The sequence below is a fragment of the Lewinella sp. genome (assembly GCF_050633125.1).
GTDB lineage: Bacteria > Bacteroidota > Bacteroidia > Chitinophagales > Saprospiraceae > Lewinella.
In genome coordinates, this window is record NZ_JBOEFX010000063.1 from 1 (window position 1) to 18,954 (window position 18,954).

General features: G+C 43.7%; 12 protein-coding genes. 10 read left to right on the plus strand and 2 right to left on the minus strand.

Features of this window, described 5'->3' with window-relative positions; genetic code table 11:
- From ACRBG0_RS14050 to ACRBG0_RS14065, 4 genes are all read left to right on the plus strand, one after another.
- The coding region (locus ACRBG0_RS14050) for a T9SS type A sorting domain-containing protein (protein WP_431487502.1) at positions 1–263 on the plus strand (263 nt) is incomplete at its 5' end.
- A 217-nt stretch (positions 264–480) separates the two neighbouring features.
- Positions 481–678, plus strand: a complete 198-nt coding sequence (locus tag ACRBG0_RS14055; protein ID WP_431487503.1) for a hypothetical protein — start codon at positions 481–483, stop codon at positions 676–678.
- A 233-nt stretch (positions 679–911) separates the two neighbouring features.
- A complete protein-coding gene (locus ACRBG0_RS14060; protein WP_431487504.1) occupies positions 912–3,359 on the plus strand; it encodes an ABC transporter permease in 2,448 nt (815 codons plus the stop codon).
- 105 nt (positions 3,360–3,464) lie between these two features.
- The gene (locus ACRBG0_RS14065) at positions 3,465–4,508 is read left to right on the plus strand and encodes an NAD-dependent epimerase/dehydratase family protein (protein ID WP_431487505.1); all 1,044 of its coding nucleotides are present in this window, start codon (positions 3,465–3,467) and stop codon (positions 4,506–4,508) included.
- Between the two features lie 45 nt (positions 4,509–4,553).
- Here ACRBG0_RS14065 and ACRBG0_RS14070 read toward each other — a convergent pair whose 3' ends face one another.
- Positions 4,554–7,100, minus strand: a complete 2,547-nt coding sequence (locus ACRBG0_RS14070) for a DUF5686 family protein (RefSeq protein WP_431487506.1) — start codon at positions 7,098–7,100, stop codon at positions 4,554–4,556.
- Positions 7,101–7,418: 318 nt separating this feature from the next.
- Between ACRBG0_RS14070 and ACRBG0_RS14075 the strand changes: the two genes are divergently transcribed.
- Positions 7,419–7,808: a hypothetical protein gene (locus ACRBG0_RS14075; RefSeq protein WP_431487507.1), complete on the plus strand. Its 390-nt coding sequence runs from the start codon at positions 7,419–7,421 to the stop codon at positions 7,806–7,808.
- 35 nt (positions 7,809–7,843) lie between these two features.
- Here the strand turns inward: ACRBG0_RS14075 and ACRBG0_RS14080 are convergent, their stop codons facing one another.
- Positions 7,844–9,358, minus strand: coding sequence for a hypothetical protein (locus tag ACRBG0_RS14080; RefSeq protein ID WP_431487508.1), 1,515 nt, complete (start codon positions 9,356–9,358; stop codon positions 7,844–7,846).
- A gap of 235 nt (positions 9,359–9,593) precedes the next feature.
- Between ACRBG0_RS14080 and ACRBG0_RS14085 the strand changes: the two genes are divergently transcribed.
- The 5 genes from ACRBG0_RS14085 to ACRBG0_RS14105 all read left to right on the plus strand — a co-directional run.
- Positions 9,594–9,932: a P-II family nitrogen regulator gene (locus ACRBG0_RS14085; protein WP_431487509.1), complete on the plus strand. Its 339-nt coding sequence runs from the start codon at positions 9,594–9,596 to the stop codon at positions 9,930–9,932.
- A gap of 145 nt (positions 9,933–10,077) precedes the next feature.
- Positions 10,078–11,334, plus strand: coding sequence for an ammonium transporter (locus ACRBG0_RS14090; protein ID WP_020538511.1), 1,257 nt, complete (start codon positions 10,078–10,080; stop codon positions 11,332–11,334).
- Positions 11,335–11,575: 241 nt separating this feature from the next.
- A complete protein-coding gene (locus ACRBG0_RS14095; protein WP_431487510.1) occupies positions 11,576–12,724 on the plus strand; it encodes an outer membrane beta-barrel protein in 1,149 nt (382 codons plus the stop codon).
- 104 nt (positions 12,725–12,828) lie between these two features.
- Positions 12,829–13,836, plus strand: a complete 1,008-nt coding sequence (locus ACRBG0_RS14100; protein ID WP_431487511.1) for a glutamine synthetase beta-grasp domain-containing protein — start codon at positions 12,829–12,831, stop codon at positions 13,834–13,836.
- 329 nt (positions 13,837–14,165) lie between these two features.
- The coding region (locus ACRBG0_RS14105) for an SdrD B-like domain-containing protein (protein WP_431487512.1) at positions 14,166–18,954 on the plus strand (4,789 nt) is incomplete at its 3' end.

Genomic DNA, 18,954 nt, shown 5'->3' on the forward strand with positions numbered 1-18,954 from the left:
GATTCGAAGTATACCAGAATACACCTAACCCATTCGCGGTAGAAACTTTGATCGGTTTCACTTTGCCACAAGATGCGGAAGTAATGTTGACGATCAACGATGCAAGTGGCCGTGTACTCACAGTGGTACGTGGTGATTACGCAGCTGGTTACAACATGATCAATTTGACCAAGGACATGATCCAAGGTGCAACAGGTGTGTTGACTTACACGGTAACTGCCGGTGAGTTTACTGCTACCAAGAAGATGATTGCTGTGAAGTAACTATGATCTACAAAATTCATGTTAGGGGGACTAACGATGAGTTTTGTTGTCTAAGGCAACTGTAAGAACAGATAATGAAAGGACTGTGTCTGCGAATGAATGATTATTTTATTTGCAGCACAGTTCTCATTTTACCTGTTTATTTACAATGGCTTAATTATATGCAATGACATTAATCTTCAGTCAATAGCTTGGCACAATATTTAATATAAAGGTTATGAATAAATGCAAAAAAATAGACAAGCTAGAATCAAAGAACTTAAGAGTAATCAAAAGAGAGGGTTTAAAAAAGGAGAACCAACGAGTTGTTAAGCCTACTAAGGAAAGGGCATTTTTGCTTGATGAACAGCAAGGAATATATTTAAATAGAAAAGAGAAGAGTTTAGTATTGAGCTGGATTAACCCTTTCAGTTAGTGATCAATCAGTACTCATGCTCTATGCAGGCCGGAGGGGAATATCTATACCACCATAGCCGAGTGGAGTAAGTCAAGGAGCATCGAAGGCTATGCTTAGGGATTGTAGAATGTTAATCGGACAGATTTCAATGAAACAAGGGGATAACCAAACGAATACCCCGTATCCTGCAACTAAAAAATAGGGCAGCTGCGCTAAAGCAAATAACTTGCAACAGTAAAATCACCCTACACATGTTGCGAAATTATTTTAAAATTGCTCTGCGGAATATCTGGAAAGCACGGATGGCATCCGGAATCAATATAATGGGTCTTGCTTTGGGCTTGGCCTGTTGTTTCCTGATTGTTATTTACGTGCAACATGAAAAAAATTACGACCAATTTCATCCCGATCTTGAACAGGTTTATCGCCTGAATTATCACATCGATATCCAGGGCCCAGCGTCTTATGCGCGCACACCACCAACGGTAGCAGCCAAATTGCCGGAGTTTTTTCCTGAAATAGAGAAGGTTGCCCGCCTGTATCCACGAGAGATCAGTGCTCGCGTAGTAGGGACAGACCAACAGTTGGAGGTGCAGAATGCTTTTTTTGCAGATTCGACGATTACAGAAATTTTAGGCTTCGATTTCTTGTACGGTGATCCTGCTACAGCGCTTAGAGAACCCTTTTCAGTAGTGGTTACGGAATCGCTGGCGAAACGTTTGTTTGGCCGCACTGATGTGCTCAATGAACCGTTACAACTCGCGGCAGCCGATCAATTTAGAGTACGTGGTGTTGTTCGCGATTGGCCCGATCAAGCTCATTTTGACCTGGACTTACTTATCCACTACGATAATATGGTGGAAGTAGAGCCGGAAATCGCTCGTGATATTGTGAGGCAAGTGCTGGACAATAACTGGATTGCAACCCATTCTTACACCTATGTGAAACTCCAAAAAAATGCCGACGCTGAGAAGGCAAATGCACGGATGAAGGACTTTATCCTTGCCTACGGCGATGAACGCTTTCGTGAAAAGCAAGACTTCGCTTTATATCCTGTAAAAGATATTCATTTGAAATCGGAAGCAGGAACAGAACCCAAGCCGCCGGCTGACCCTACTTTGCTACGCCTCTTTATGGCCATTGGTGTCATAACTTTACTGATTGCTGTTTTCAATTTTATTAACCTGTCTACAGCCAGCTCGCTGAGCCGGGCTCGGGAAGTAGGCATGCGCAAGGTACTAGGTGCCCGGCGGGGAGCCTTACTCGCCCAATTCCTGGGAGAGTCGCTTTTGCTGAGTGCTTTCGCATTTGTTGTGGCCTTGGTATTGGTCCGGTTGGCTTTACCACAGTTAGCGGCACTTACGGGGCTAGCATTGAGCACTGCTTGGTGGCAAGATGGTTTTCTTATGCTTAGTTTTTCGCTGGTGTTTTTGTTTACTGGACTTTTAGCAGGCAGCTATCCTGCTATTTTTATGAGTGGTTTTGAACCGTTGCGCGTTTTGCAAGGCAAAGGTGGGGGGCAAACCATGGGCGGCGTAGGTTTACGCAAGGTCTTGATGACCTTACAATTTGTGGTAGCAATTGCTTTTATCAGTGGTACTGCAATTGTTTTTCAACAACTGAATTTCTTGCGTAGTCAGCCGATGGGCTTCCAGCAAGCATTGGTAATTACCTTGCCCTTAAACAGCCAGAATAATATAAATGCTGTTTTTCGCCCCGGAGATGCGACCATCCGCCAGCGGATGAATGCTTTTGATGAGGCATTGTTACAACATCCTAATATCAAGGCGGTCACGCAAAGTGCATCAGTACCTGGTTTAGGTTCCGTTAGCCGAAATGTATGGACGGATAAAGTATTACAGGAAGACAATTTCTTCGCACCGGTGCTCGCTGTCGACTATGATTTTGCAGAAACGTATGACCTGGAGGTTGTTGCTGGCCGTGAATTTGACCTTTCCTTTGGTACAGACCATATCAGCAGTTTTGTTATCAATGAGCAGGCTGTGCGTGACCTCAACTGGGAGACACCAGAAGAGGCTCTTAACCAAAGGCTTGTTGTGGAAGGAAAGGAAGGACAGGTTGTTGGAGTGGTCGCCGATTTTCATTTCAACAGCATGCTTGCCGAAATGACTCCGCTAATAATGGACGTTAATGCTGGCGCTTTTGGTTATTTCAGTGTCCGATTACAAAATGATGATCTGGCGAGTACGCTGGCATTTATGGAAGACCAATGGGCCAGTTTCTTTCCCGCTAAAACCTTTGAATACGCTTTTCTGGAAGAAACGATCAGCGATTTGTACCAAGCCCAGGATAGATTGGGGACGCTGGTAGGCTATTTCGCGTTTCTGGCCATTTTTATTTCCTGTTTCGGACTATTTGGTTTGGCAGCATTACTGACCAAGCGCCGCTTTCGGGAAATCGGCATTCGTAAGGTCCTCGGTGCCAGGGTGGATCAAATATTACTGTTGTTAGCCAAAGATTTCGTCTGGTTGATAGGCATAGCTTTGCTATTGGCAGTACCCTTGTGCTGGTATTTTATCAACAGTTGGATGGAAGATTTTCCTTATCGGATTGATTTTCCCTGGGGACTGCCTTTTGCAGTAGGAGCAGGAGTTCTTACCATCGCTTTTCTGACCGTTAGTTCACAAACCATCAAGGCCGCATTATCCAATCCTGTAGAAGCAATACGGCAAGAATAAATGTTCGCCCCCTTTGGTAAGCTTCTTTTTTGATGCTCCTCTTGCGAGGTAATGTAAAAGCCTTTACTTTTGTAAGTGATTACTTACTTTTTAAGAAAACATTACATGCAAGTCGATAAGAATAAACCAGTATTGGTTACCGGAGCAACAGGCTACGTAGCAGGTTGGTTAGTAAAACAGTTGTTGGAGGAAGGTATTACTGTCCACGCAGCAGTGCGTAACCCAGATAAAAAAGAAAAAGTAGCGCACCTTGATGAGCTAGCTGCCAAATCCAAGGGGACTATTAAATACTTTAAAGCCGATTTGCTAACAGAAGGCGCATACAAAGAGGCTATGGCAGGTTGTGAGCTTGTTTACCATACCGCTTCTCCCTTCATACTCAAGTATGATGATCCTCAAAGAGATTTGGTAGACCCAGCGGTAAAAGGCACCCAAAATGTGCTTGAGTCTGCCAATCAGGTTGCTTCGGTAAAGCGGGTCGTGGTGACCAGTAGCTGTGCTTCCATTTATGGTGATAATATTGATCTTCAGAAAACGAAGAACGGCGTATTTACCGAGGAGGATTGGAATACCACATCAAGCCTTACCCATCAATCCTACTCTTACTCAAAAGTAATGGCTGACAAATCGGCTTGGGAAATGGCTAATGCACAAGATCGTTGGGATTTGGTGGTCGTTAATCCTTCTTTGGTGATTGGTCCGGGAACGAATCCAAATGCAACATCAGCAAGTTTTGATATTGCTCGCCAAATGGGAGATGGTACGATGAAGATGGGAGCTCCTGGCTTTAATATTGGGGGAGTAGATGTAAGAGATGTTGCAGAAGTACATTACCAGGCAGGCTATAACCCTAATGCACAGGGCCGTTATATCACTTCTGCTGAGAATACTAACTTTCTTGAGCTGGCAAGCTACCTGAAGGAAGTGTTTCCCGATTACCCGTTGCCTTCTCGTAAGCTCCCGAAGTGGCTCATCTGGCTGACGGCACCTGCTGCTGGAATGACCAGGAAATCTGTTAGTAATAACATCGACCACCCTTGGAAAGCGGATCATACCAAAGCCGAACAAGAATTGGGTATTAACTTTCGCCCATTAGCTCCTGGTATGCGCGAGATGTTTCAACAGTTGATTGATTCAGGGCAACTTTAAAGAACACAGCACGAAGCTAATCGCATTTTATTTTCTGCACAAATACTAAAATCCTAAGTATGCCCCCACAGTAATGCTAAATCGACTAGCCTCTGGATTATCCAGATAGGAGAGCCGCCATAATGCATCAACGCGGATTACTTTGAGGATATTCTCGATGCCAATACCCGCTTCAAGGTAAGGTTTTGACGAAGGAGAGCGGAAGCCTGTGTATAAGTCTGCCCCACTTTGAGGTTGGAAGCCATTGAGACGATTAGCCTTCTGGTTATTTTTCGACATGCTTCCAACCACAGCCTTGAAGCTGGCAACTTCCCGAAGTTTTAGCTTACGCAAAAGAGGGATATGGTTAAGGAAAAAGCCATCAAAATGGTGTTCTAAAAAAACACTGGCATAGGTGTCACTGACAAATTCGTAGTTGTTCATCGTATTAAACACCGAACGAGACATGAAGACGGCTTCATTTCCAGGGTGCACTTCTTGTAATAAAAAGGGCAAGGTGCCGAAGGTTTTTCCTGCCTTTATTCGATAAGAAAGCCAGCCGATAGGGCTGATGTTGAACCAGTGTCTTAATCCCAGTGAAAATTTATGATAGTTATACTGGCTTCCGAAAAAATCTTCTAAGCCCAAGGTGTATTGTGCTTCCAGAATAGGCTTCGTGGTGCCAAGACTGACTCGGTTGAATCGTTCTCCCAGAAAAGTCTCTCCCGGCGCATAGCGGAACTTTAAAATTACTTCAGTAGTGTTTAAAGTGGTGTCAACGGATTCTCCGCCAGGCTTTACGAAGGCGTAATTGAAGCCGCCTTCCTCGTTATTTCCATAGGGATCCATCTGTCGATTCAATATCGTAATTCGATTGGATAGGCCATTGTCCCAATGTCTTTCATAAAAGACTTTAGTTTCCGATACATCGATCAGCTTTAGATAAACATCCCGACGGAAAGAATAAGAGAACAGGTTGCCTTCCTGGAAGTCTTCACTATTTTCACTACTTAGGCTAATATCTTTGCGATGAGCGGCTCCAATGATAGTCCACGGATATCGGTGGATGAGCCACATTCCTTCTAGCCCATATTTCCACCTTTCGTCAAGAAAGCCATAGGCAGCATAGCCTTTTATACGTAAGTTTTCACTGAGGTCATCATCACTACGGAGACCTAACCTCAAGCGGGTGCCCTCGATTGGATTCTTGCTATAAATCGAATAGTAAGGTCCTACGGAAAACTTGCCTAAGTCGAAATTACCGCCGAAGACAGTGGCGAAAATCTCTCCGTAGGTTTTGAAAGCAGGGACATTCTGGATACTGTCAACGAGCGCATAAATGGTAGACTCGGTCTCGGAAAGGGGCTCGTGACGGATACTTTGCCAATATTCCTCGTCGCTATTTAGTGGAGGGGGAGGACTCGTTCCTTTTTTCTTTTCAGGAAAGTTGTTCTGGATTTCAGCAGGATTGAGACGATAATCACGAGAAGATTTTGTACGTCTGGCAATCATGCCTGGAGACTTCTCTGTAAGTGTAAAGTCAACAATCATTTTTTGTTTGACCGGCAACCATAAGCTTTCATGGGGTTCATATTCCTGGTAAATAATTATTCGCTTTACCAGGTTAATATTGACTTCGGGGCTCATTCTCATATTGAGGCGCTGGATGGCAAAAGTACTGTCCGCTACCCAGAAGTCGCCGTAGAAAGTGTTCTCTTGCTTGCGGCGGGGTTTGAATTTGAGTTTGTAACTCCATTGTCCACTAACAAAAGTACTATCCAGGATGTAATACTCATAAAAACCAAGCCCTGCATCAGAAAATGGACTGATAAACCGCTTGTCAATAATGTCTATCCAGTTGTTGTAAACATTGAAAGGTGTATAGACCTTTTTGACAAACTCTATAAAAGATTGGTTGGGTGCACCCGATGCACGTTGTGCTTTAATACGCTCGGCCGATCGACCAATCTCTTCAGAATAATAGACATCACTCAATGCCTCATTGATATAAATAGGCAGAAAAGGCTTTTCATCGGAGGTGCTGTCGATGTTTTCAAAGACAAAATCGAAGGGGTCCATCAGCTTGTTCTCCCTTATTCGGTCGGGGATTTTTTCAAAATCAAGTTCTACCTTAGTATAGTTTTCGTATTGATAAGCGGGTTGTTGCTCAAGGTTGTTACGATCTTTATTCTGGATAATTCCTTTGACGATAGCGTTTGCGGGATTTTCTCCGGCAATCACCACTATTTCGTCAAGCGTTGTGTTGGCGCTTTCCAGGCTGAAGTTGATGGTCTGTTTCTCTTGATCTCCTGTTGTTTTCGCTAATGAAGTATATCCTATTGCTGAAGCGGTAAGGCTGTCTTGAAGAACTGTTACGGGAAGTTCATAATAGCCATCGACATCTGTGGAAACACCCATAGTGGTACCTGCGTAGTAGACATTACAAAAAGGAATACCTTCTTTGGTGTCGGCATCAATGACCCGGCCAGAGAAAAGGTATTGCGCGTGTATCTGATGTAGGCCGCCGAAGAAAAACAAGAACATAGCACCAATGGTTATGAACTTATTGAGTCGAGCGTCAGTCAATGGAAGTTGAATTTTAATAGTTTTCACGTTTTCAAGCAATTTTGGGGAGTCAAGGCTTGATTTTGGTTAAAGGGTACAATATACAAAAGGCAATGTAGCAGAATGCGGTGATTAATGTAGTGATGGAGGGGTTTTTATATAATTTTTAACCAACATTGTCATCTTCATGATGGTTGGCGGTGGCTTTGTCCCCTATAGTTAAGACTACTTTTAACCTGAAAAGGTTGATAAGACGAATAATGATCTTATTTTTTTGCGCAATACTTAATGGCCTAGAGCCAACCACTTTCTGTTTTTTTTACGTCTGGCTAAGAAATATAATTTCACCTCATTAAATCAACGATCATGAAACAGTTGCTCCTTCTGATATTTTTGACCTCTTTTTTTCTAATGGCCTGTAATACAGAACAAGCCGAAGAAGAGGTGACGCCACCATTAAAGGATGTTTTTGTGAGGATTGAAAACGCTAGTAATTTTACCCTTGATAATATTCTAGTGAAAATCAGCGAAGACCATGATTACGGTAGCCTCAATGCTGGCGAACGATCAGTTTATCAACAGTATAGTAAGGCTTACGAATATGCTTACGTAGCATTAGAAATTGAAGGAGCACTATTTGGCATCCAACCGATTGATTATGTTGGAGAAATGGAACTGCCTGATGGGTATTACACTTATATTCTCACGGTTGACGAACAGTCAAATCGATTATTGCTAACGTTTAGGGAAGATTAGCAAACCAGATTGCGATGGTTAAAGTAACCAAAGTCTTATGTCTTGCTTCCTGATTCCATCCATTCAATAACATTTAGATATTTCAGAAACATGCGTTCACGCGGCTGAGCAGCTTTTTCTCGGAATGAATTTAGTTGTAGCAGTAGAAAGGTTTGATTGTCTTCGGTATATGTTTGCAGTAGTGCCCGTAGCATTTTGTGGGTGTCTAGCTGTAGGGTAGTGGCCCTTTTTGTTTTAACCACACTTCTACCAAAAGAGATAAGCCGGTAGCTCATTCGATCAAAGGCTTTACTTTCATAAAGGCAAAGAAGTTCTAGCAATCGAGCATTGATCTCCATGTCTTTGCGCAGTATTTTGTCTCCTTGATGGAGAATGGGATGGAGGCGTTCGAGTGCAATCTCATATTTGCCATGAGCAAAGGCTGCTGCTGCAAATTTGTAGTGAAAAAGAAGAATCCGGTGGTCGTCCATAAGATCCCGATGTTTGCTTAGGGAGTCATATACCTTTTCACTGAATTGATGAGCTTGTTCATAATCCTTGGTAAGAAAATAATAGTTGAGGTTGCTTAAGTTTTGATAGACAAACCGAACGTGTTGGCTATTGGGATTGAGTTGTTCTTCTACCTCTTCTACATAATTGTTTAGTTGTTCCAGGTACTTATAATATTGCCCGGTATCGTCCGTGAGATAGAGCAGCGTCAATAAATAGTAAAGGCTACGTAAGTACAAGTCTGGGTCCTTGTATTTCATGAGTTGGTGGACCTCAAAGAGCATTACCCATTCCAGGGCATGGCTAAGGGCGCCTGCAAAATCAAGCTGGATGTAGCGATACCATAAATACGATTGATAGCGGTGTGTTTTTTCAAAGAAGGTGTCTGAGAATCGGTTATGATGGTGGTCTGGCTGCATTTTTCGCCAAGCTTGGTTCAATTCTTCCACCTGCTCAGGGGAATAGGCAAAGCCATGGACAATATAATATCCATGAATCTGAATATAGAGATTAACCATTTCACTGGCCGTCTGAGTCACTCTACTACGGAGCGTTGATTCCTCCAAGAGGCGTTCCATTTTTCGCTCTACCTGTCGGGACCGAGTAATATGTCGGGATTCTATCAACTTTTGGAATTCGATAATCTCCAGATGCAGTATGTCTTGGTGGTGCTCATTGGCCGTGTCCTTAATGCGCTCCAGCAATCGAAGGCTCTCCATGTATAATCCTTTGCTGTAAAGAATACGCGCAAAGTCGAGCTGCTCTCTAATTTCAATATCAATAAGCTTGTTAATATAGGTCAGCCGCAAACTGGTCAATAACTGCTTTAGAAGGTGTCGTTTTAGGTTTGAAAGCTTGCTCTTTGTCGTTTTGCCTGGTAGTTTCTTCAGTAATTGTTCATGATCATAGGCTTCTTGCTTATCTAATAGGTCAAAAAGGACAATGAATTTTCGCTCCTGATCACCCATCGTACGGTTGACATAGAGACGGAAATGACGCTTCTCTGGCTTGCTCAAAGACTTTATTAACCGGAATAACGGGTCTTTATTTGTGGTAGGCATGCCATCTTTTTTTGTTTTGTTAGTTGATAATCAGTTGCTTGTGTTGCGAAAGGTGGTGGTAGGGGTAACAACGGTCAAGAAACAATGATTAGGCAAAGCTTATGGCTCACCCTAGATTTGCTGTTGCAATGAGGAAATAATGGAAAGGGTCATTGCTTCCTTTCTTTATTTCTTGTGACTAGAGCTCTGGTCAGGAATCGAATTCATATTAATTGACCACAAATCTAACAAACTGATGAAAAAAATCGAAGCTATTGTTCGTTTATCCCGCTTCGAAAGTATTCGGGATGCTCTGGCAGGAATTGGCGTCAACTTTTTCACCCTAACCGAAGTGAAAGGTTTTGGCTTGCAAAAAGGAGAGCAGCTGATGTACCGGGGCAGTGTTTATGATTCAGATTATATCGCTCGTTTACGTATCGATATATTTTGCAATACTGAGAAAGTAGACGAAATCATTGATGCAATCGTATCGTCTGGCCGCACCGGTGAAGTCGGTGATGGAAAGATCATTGTTATTGATTTAGAGCATGTTGTGCGTATCCGCACTTTTGAGATTGGCGCCGAAGCCATATAGTTTTCTTCTGATCCTGAGGGATCGCCCTACCCACCAACCAGATTTCTTTCAACCAATTACGAAAACCAACGCGATAAAAGTACCGCTCTAAAAACCAGGTGCTTGGTTCGTGCTTGATTAACAATCTTATAATCTTAGGGCAATCATGGAACAAGGATTATTTACTGCAAATAACGTTTGGATGCTGGTCGCAACCTGTCTGGTATTCCTGATGCACCTCGGCTTTATGACTTTAGAGGCCGGGTTTGTACAAAAAAAGAACGTGGTCAATATTATTTTTAAGAATGCAATGATTATTGCAATCGGTTTGTTGACGTACTGTGTTATAGGTTTCAATTTAATGTACCCGGGGGAGGCTTTTTCCGGCGGGTTTTTCGGTTTTGGCGGTTTCGGGCTCTCTATGCCTGAAGGAGATGCTGGAGCCATTGCTTATGCCGACGGAGGCTATACCTACTGGACGGATTTCATCTTCCAGGGGATGTTTGCTGCTACCGCTGCTACCATCGTTTCTGGTGCCGTAGCAGAACGTATTAAGCTTAACTCTTTCCTCATTTTCTCTGTAGTTTTAGTTGCGCTTGCTTACCCTATCACAGGAATGTGGAAGTGGGGTGGAGGCTGGCTTGATGCCGCAGGTTTCTACGATTTTGCTGGCTCTACACTCGTGCACGCTATGGGTGGTGCGGCTGCTTTAGCTGCCGTACTGGTACTTGGCCCACGGAGAGGAAAGTATACTGCTAGTGGAAAAATTAAACCAATTCCTGGTCACAGCATGCCACTTGCGGCAGTGGGGGTATTCCTACTGTGGTTCGGCTGGTTTGGTTTCAATGGTGGTTCTGTACTAAGCGCTGACCCTGTAGCTGTTTCTTTAGTATTCGTGACCACTGCCCTTGCTGCTTCAGCAGGTGCTGTAGGAGCATTTATTGTATCCTACGCAATGTTCAAAACCCACGATCTTTCAATGGTACTTAATGGTATCCTGGGAGGTTTGGTCGGTATTACTGCAGGAGCAGATCAGATGGGCCCATTGGCGGCTATTTTGATTGGCTTGATCGCAGGTTGTATCATCCCACTGTCGGTTGTGTTCTTCGATCGTGTAAAGATTGATGACCCGGTAGGTGCTACGTCTGTTCACTTGGTTTGTGGTATTTGGGGTACACTGGCCGTTGGTATCTTCGGAAGCATGGCTAGTTTGAATCAGCTTTGGATTCAGCTTTATGGAGCACTAGCTGTTGTTGCCTTCACCTTTGTTTTTGCTTATGGCCTAATGTACCTCCTGAAGGTTACAATTGGTATCCGTGTAAGTGAAGAAGAAGAAATTAAGGGGCTTGATGTTGAAGAACACGAAATGCACGCTTACACGGAATCAGCAGAAGAGTCTGCTTTTCAGCTGAGCGTCAAATAAATCTCGGAGAGATTTCATAAAACAACGAGTCCCCGCGGTGCGGCAACACCAACGGGGACTGTAGATAACGGTAAACCGCTAACTAACTCAACTGTAAAAGTACAGTATCAAGCTGTTTTGTTCAAGTATTCTAGCAGAATACTTGATAAAATACAGTGTGGTTTACCGTTGGCAAGATTGATTTTCCAATTCTATTTTGATCAACCAAGTAGGGCAACCTACTCAACTAATACACACTGTTATGCAAAAGTTTGTACAGATTTTCAGTTTGGCTGTATGTTTATTTTTATCATTCGGGGCAAAGGCTCAGAATGCGACAGCGGGCCCTGTTTCAATGCCAGTTGTCCTTGAAGAAGATCCTCCCGTAGAAGAAGAGGAAGAAGAGGAAGAAGCGAAGTTTACACTATCCGGTTCTGCAGATGCTTACTTTCGAGCGAGTACTGATGATCAGGCTCCGGTAACTTCATTTGCCAACCTGCCTGGTTTTAGCTTGGGTATGTTCAATCTTATAGGTACCCACGAAGGCAAAAAAGCAGGTTTTGTAGGCGATTTGGTGTTCGGCCCACGTGGTGGAGATGCCGTATTCGCTTCCGGAGTTCCTACGCTTGGTGGTGTAGCTGCTAATGCTTCCACTTTCGTAAACCAGTTGTATGTGTACTTCAATGCTAGTGATAACGTAACCCTGACTTTGGGTAACTTCAATACATTTCTGGGATATGAAGTGATTTCACCTGCTGGTAACTTCAATTATTCTACTTCTTACATGTTCTCCTATGGCCCATTTTCCCACACTGGTATCAAAGCAGATATCGGCTTGGGTGAAGACGTAAGCTTGATGCTAGGGGTATTTAACCCTACTGACCTGACAGAAGCGAACTACATCGGTTCTTATTCTTACGGTGCTCAGCTCGGTTACAAAGGTGTTTATCTGAACTTGCTATATGGTGATCAGGATGGCGATGCTGAAGGTAGTGCCGGTGCACTATTTCAGGTTGACCTGACTGCCGGATTTGATGTTACAGAAGATTTGTACGTAGGTGTTAATGCTACGATGAACTCTTATGATCCAAGTGATGACACTGACCGTCCTGGCTTCTACGGTTTTGCTGGTTACTGCCAGTATGCACTCAGCGAAAACTTTGCCCTGGGTCTACGTGGAGAGTACTTCGGTGAAAACAACACGGGCTACGGAATCATTGGTGCTTATGATAATGATTTGTCTGCCAGCGTAATTGACTTGACATTATCTGGTAACATTACCATAGGTGACTTGACATTGATCCCGGAAATCCGTTTGGATGCTGCTTCTGAAGATGTATTCCTGGACGGCGACGGAAAAGCTACTTCATCACTGGCTTCTTTCGTTCTGGCAGGTGTTTATGCTTTCTAAGCAGGTTATATTGAAATTATTTTAGGAAAAGCCCGGTGGCTGATTTAGTCAGCGCATCGGGGTTTTCCATTCCTATTGCAGAACTATAAATTTTATTGTTAAAAATGACAAAGTTCAAATTAGAGTACATTTGGTTGGATGGATACAAGCCAACCCAGACATTACGGAGCAAAACCAAGATCATTAAGGATTTTAGCGGTAAGCTGGAAGACTGTCCAATGTGGTCATTCGATGGTAGTTCAACAGAACAAGCACCCGGTAATTCTTCGGATTGCTTGCTGAAACCTGTTGCTATTTATCCTGATCCAGGCCGCCGTGATGGCTACTTGGTAATGACGGAAGTACTGTCGGCTGACGGTAAGGCACACCCTAGTAACGGTAGAGCCACTATTGATGACCAGGACGATGATTTCTGGTTTGGTTTCGAACAGGAATACTTCCTATGGGATCCTGCGACCAATAGACCACTAGGCTTTCCAGGAGAAGGTTACCCTGAACCTCAAGGACCTTATTACTGTGGTGTGGGAGCTAATCGTGCCTATGGCCGTGATATCGTCGAAGAACACATGGACCTGTGTATTGATGCTGGCCTGAACATCGAAGGTATTAACGCGGAAGTGGCTGCTGGTCAGTGGGAGTTCCAAATGTTTGCCAAAGGCGCACAGGAAGCTGGTGACCAAATTTGGGTAGGTCGCTACCTTTTGGAGCGTACTGCTGAAAAATATGGTGTCGTAATTAATTGGCACTGTAAGCCTGTAAAGGGTGACTGGAACGGTTCCGGTATGCACGCTAACTTCTCAAACACGGTACTTCGTACTTGTGGTTCAGAGGAGACTTACAAGAAAATCCTGGAGGCTTTCCGCCCAGTTACAGCAGAACATATCGCTGTGTATGGTGCCGATAACCACTTGCGTCTGACGGGATTACACGAGACACAATCGATTGATGAATACAGCTACGGTATTTCTGATCGTGGTGCTTCTATTCGCATCCCGCCTATCACCGTGGAAAATGGTTGGAAAGGTTACGTCGAGGATCGCCGCCCGAACTCAGAGGCTGATCCTTACAAAGTAGCTGCTCGTATCATTAAAACGGTAAAATCGGCACTTTAAAATATTAAAGGCGCTTTTTAAATTGGCTCTAGTTCCTGCATAGGAATTGATTATATCCCTCACTCCGACCTTGGTCGGAGTGAGATTTTGCCGATTTATACTGGGTTTTAAAAATCCCGAATCTGTTATTTAGCAGGTTCGGGATTTTAGTTTTTTCTTGCGACCTTGCATTATATTACAGCAAAACTGTATCTTTAAGCCGAGTATTTGAGAAACCCCTCTGAGAGATTCCCTTTAGTAGATTGAAACTTAATAACACTACTGCTTTAGTGGTACCCTATGAGTGTACTTCACAGAAGTATACGCAGGTTGTCTTAAACCGTAATCCCATGACTAACAACACTACTCTTTCTCAAGAGTACCAGCGACAGCTTGCTGTGGCCGGTCATTTTTCTTTTCTTCTGTTTTTCCTATTGTTTTTTTCAATTCAGAAAATCAATAGCCAGGTGATATGCCCGACTATTGGTGCTATTGATGTCCCCATTGAAGCTTGTGAAGGTTTTCCTTTCAACTTGGCTGTTATGGGTTTGGAAGACTTCGATGCTGCTGAAAATAACGAAACTAATTTTGAGGTTCGCTTTGTCTACTTGCCAGCAGGTTCCGTAGATGACCCTTATCTGGATGGTATAGAACTCGGACAGGTTATCCCTGATAATGGGGTTGCAGAACTCCTGGAGGTAGGTGATCAACTAGCCGTAGGCAATTATGATGTGTATGCGCTATTGAGCCCTGACCCTGCTGATGGTGCTTGCCGCCCCTTCGCGATGGCAACTATCGGAATAATCCTCTGCGATGACTTAGGCGATTTTACCTTCATAGACTTTGATAATAATGGCTCCTTTGATGGTGACGATGTACCTCTTCCGCAGGTATTAGCTCGTATTTATGATGCTGATACCGATACAGAAAGCCTCACAATGGGCCCACTTACCTCTAATGTGGATGGCAACTATTGGTATACCGCCGTACCTCCGGGTAACTATTTCTTTCTTTATGAACCGCCAGCAGGTTACTTGGCTTCAGGTACTGTAGTAAGTGGGGATAATGGTAATAAAATTGATGCTGCAGCCGGTAATGGTGCCACAAGTACCGCTGATTTTACTTTTGCTGCAACAGCGCTTGATTATACCTTTGATGCAGGCTTCATAGGCCCGGGTATCATTAGCGGAACGGTATGGCCAGATGATGATTTTGGTCTTGATTTTGATGAAGCTGGTATAGATGGTGTCGCTTTTGAATTGAGCTGGCACGGTGTAGATGGAGTGTGGGACAATGCCGATGATGTGACGCTTCAAAAATCGTCTGTAGCAGGAGGTGTTTTTGCTTTCTCTAATCTGCCTTACGGCGAATACCGCCTGAATTTGACCAGTGTCACGGGCACGGTATTAGCCGAAGGTTATGATCTGGTTAGCCCGGCAAATAACAGCGTTGAATTTACCATTAATGGAGGGAATACAAGTTTTGCCAATAACAATTTCATCTACCAACCTCAGTGTTTGCCAAGCCCCGGTCGCTTGACAACCACAGATGAGCTGGTGATGTGTGGAAATGCTACGCTGGGAATCTATGCGGATCAAGAAATTACTGTTCGCTTAAACGATTTCGTGTCGCCACTTTCAATTGCAGATGACTACACTTACATGGTCGTAGTCGTTAATGAAAATGATGAAATTGTACAGGTTCACCCAATTGCTAATCCAGTAAATAACGCTACAGTAGTTGTAGATTTAGAAGGTTTACCTATCGGTGATTACGGTATTCATGGGTTGCATTATCTGACAACTGATTTGGACTTAATTGTTCCTTTTGATTTTACTATTGGTGCGGACTTTAATTTAATAGTAGATCAGTTAAGTTTAGTGGATGGAAATGTAAATCCAGGTGGTGGGTTGGTTTGTGGAGATATAAGCCTGAGTATAGATAATTTAATTGCAAGTATGAACCCTCAGCCGCCAGTATACCTTGGCTGTTTGGGAGCAGTAAATGTAAGTTTAAATCAGGAATGTGGAGCCACTGTTACACCACCAATGGTGTTAGTTGGTGATTGGGGCTGTTTGATTCCGTCAGATTTTAAAGTAAGTATTTTTCAGGATGGTGTGCTTGTCTCTGAAGATGGAACGCTAAGCGGTTGTGGTACCTATGAATACTTTGTAGAGGTGCTGGTAGATGGCATAAGTGGCTTTCCCTGTTGGGGTTATGTGGTTGCGAGAGATGTAATTGCTCCCGTGGTCACCTGTCCGCCAAACATAACTGGCGGTGCTAGTCCCGAAGGAATTACTGATTTTCTATGTGATGATATTGATCAAGTTGTTTTTAATACGCCAATAGCTTATATCGTTGATGGCGATGGACAAATTGTAGATATTGACCCCGCTGTAGCTGCAATTTTAGATCAAACAGGCTACCCAACTTTAGATGATGGGTGTGACTTTGTAAGAATTTATGTTTCTGATCAGGTAGTCGAGAATGGAAATTGTGGATTGACGACGATTAATCGCACCTTTTTTGCGGAAGATAAATTTGATTCTGCTTGTCAGGGGGCGCCTAATTTATCTAATATTTGTACCCAAGTTATAACTTTCCGAAATCCAAATTTAGGAGAGGTCATTTTGCCACCAGCGGTGGTGGAATTAGATTGTGCTGTATTTAGTGGTGATGCCAATCCTAGTCCAGAACAAATTCACGAAGCACTAGGTGTATTAGGCTTTCCCGCAGTACTCAGTTTCTTCGATGCAGATCCTTCTACACCAGAAATAGATCCCCATTTACTTGACCAAACGCATTGTAACCTCGGCGCATCTTTTGAGGATCGCCCACGGATTGAATTGTGTGGTAACACCTACACTTTTATTCGGGAATGGTACATTGTTGACAAGTGTGATCTTTCGATGATAACAGAGTTCAATCAGTTGATCAAAATCAAGGATTATACAGATCCTACCTTGGTGTTACCTACGGTAGATTACAACAACGATGGCTTCCCTGATGTCCGCCGGTTTTCTACGACACCGTATGCCTGTGAGGCCAATATAGCGATCCCTGCACCGACCGAACTTTATGATTTTTGCTCTGGTCCTCCTTCCCTGGAGGTTACTGTTCGGGACATGGCTGGTACTTTCCTCTTTTTAGGAACCAGTGGGCAAGTATTTACGGTACCCCCTGGAAGTTATGAGTTGGAGTATTGCGCAACCGATGAATGTAACAATGAAATATGCGAAACGATGCCCATTATCGTACGCGACGAGATTGCGCCTTCGGTCATTTGCGATGATCAACTAAATGTGCAAATAGGAGGTGGCGATATATTGAGCGGATTGTATGGTATCGCTCGGGTATTTGCTACCAGCGTAGACGAAGGTTCTGTGGATAATTGTTCCGCAAATCTTGAGCTGGAAGTTCGCCGAAATTATTGGGATGATAATGATTGTGGATTAAGTTCTAATCAGTATTCTCCATGGGGGGATTTTGTTGATTTCTACTGTTGTGATATCAATCGAGAAGTAACACTGGAACTGCGTGTGACTGACGAGGTTGGCAATAGTAATCAGTGTTGGCTGGTTGTTACACCTGAAGACAAATTGCGCCCATTTTGTTACTCGCCTGCACCACAAACGTTGAGTTGTGCTGAGTTGCCACTCCTTTATGCAGGTGATATTGAAGATGATTACAATGATAATTTTGCTGCTACCTCGCAGCTTATGAGCGACCTTTTTGGTGGTCCAACAGGTACAGATAATTGTGCGGTTGACACTGTAGTGGAGCGTACCCCGATGATTAATATTAATGCCTGCGGCTGGGGAACATTAACCCGCCGTTTCGAAGCTTGGCAGCTGAAACCAGAAGGCGATCTGAATGGAAATGGCGCCATTGATGTCAACGAAGTACTACGGTCGACAAATGCGTGTAACCAACTGATTACCATTACCGAAACACACCAGTATGTTATAGATTTCCCCGCTGATGCGGAGGCCGACTGTCTTGATCCTGAGATTCCTGGATTAATAACCGAAACAAGTGGTTGTGACAACCTGGTAATTAATGAAGGAGAACCACAGCGTTTTAGCGCAACAGGAGATGAATGCTATAAGCTGAGTATTACCTATGATGTGATCAACTGGTGTATTTGGGACGGAGAAGCTGACGCCTTTGTAGTGGCTCGTCAAACCGATACCGACAACACGGATGTCGATGCTTGTGAACGTCCCGTTGTTAGGGTAAATGACAGTGGTGCAATCATTGATCGAAATCACCCGGAGCCGGGTTGTGATTCTAGTCTGCCGAATAGTTCCCCCGTGCCTTCTGTACAAAACGTAGGCCGCTGGGCTTACACGCAGTTTGTCAAAGTTTATGATAGCTCGCTACCCACTTTTGATGTAGCTGCTTATGGTGGTCCTACGATGGATTGCCCGGACTTATTGCCCGGAGAATTCCCATCGCTGAATAACGAAACCTGTGAAAGTGAGGTAAGCTTTGCAATCACGCTTGATGACGCTTGTGAAGTGTTCGATAATACCGGAAATTTAGTGTTGTCAATACCTACAGCGACCGTAGATTGGTTTGCAGTAGACGCCAATGATGACGGTCAAATTGATGTTACTGAGTTTGGTGTAGAAGAAGATGTTACAGCTCAGGTTATTAATAATGGCGATGCTACTTTTTCAATAACTTTTGATGCTCCCGTTATTTATCAATCAGAAGGGACCAATGTTTACCATACCCTCCGTCTGGAGGCCGTGGATGGCTGTGGGAACCCTGCTGTTCAGTATATTACTTTCAAAGTAATTGACTGTAATGCACCTACTCCAATTTGTCTGAACGGCCTAACGGCAACCTTATCTCCTAATGATGAAGGAACTTGCGATGCCAGTATCTGGGTGTCAGACTTTTTAGGAAGCCCGATAACAGATTGTAGCGAGCCTATTGGTTATGCGATTTACCGGGCTGCGGATGTACAAGCTGCCGGGCCTGATTTCGTACCCAGCCCATTAGATACAGGTTTGGTATTGACGCTTGATGATGAAGAAACCACTGTTCTTTACATTTACGCTATTGATAGCGAAGGGAATTATGGTTTCTGTGAAACCTATATTCTGGTACAACCAGGTTTTGCTTGTCTGG

Bases quoted from the DNA above. Each gene is read 5' to 3' on its own strand.
- ACRBG0_RS14055 (WP_431487503.1), top strand. From the start codon at position 481: ATGAATAAATGCAAAAAAATAGACAAGCTAGAATCAAAGAACTTAAGA.
- ACRBG0_RS14060 (WP_431487504.1), top strand. From the start codon at position 912: ATGTTGCGAAATTATTTTAAAATTGCTCTGCGGAATATCTGGAAAGCA.
- ACRBG0_RS14065 (WP_431487505.1), top strand. From the start codon at position 3,465: ATGCAAGTCGATAAGAATAAACCAGTATTGGTTACCGGAGCAACAGGC.
- ACRBG0_RS14075 (WP_431487507.1), top strand. From the start codon at position 7,419: ATGAAACAGTTGCTCCTTCTGATATTTTTGACCTCTTTTTTTCTAATG.
- ACRBG0_RS14080 (WP_431487508.1), bottom strand. From the start codon at position 9,358: ATGCCTACCACAAATAAAGACCCGTTATTCCGGTTAATAAAGTCTTTG.
- ACRBG0_RS14085 (WP_431487509.1), top strand. From the start codon at position 9,594: ATGAAAAAAATCGAAGCTATTGTTCGTTTATCCCGCTTCGAAAGTATT.
- ACRBG0_RS14090 (WP_020538511.1), top strand. From the start codon at position 10,078: ATGGAACAAGGATTATTTACTGCAAATAACGTTTGGATGCTGGTCGCA.
- ACRBG0_RS14095 (WP_431487510.1), top strand. From the start codon at position 11,576: ATGCAAAAGTTTGTACAGATTTTCAGTTTGGCTGTATGTTTATTTTTA.
- ACRBG0_RS14100 (WP_431487511.1), top strand. From the start codon at position 12,829: ATGACAAAGTTCAAATTAGAGTACATTTGGTTGGATGGATACAAGCCA.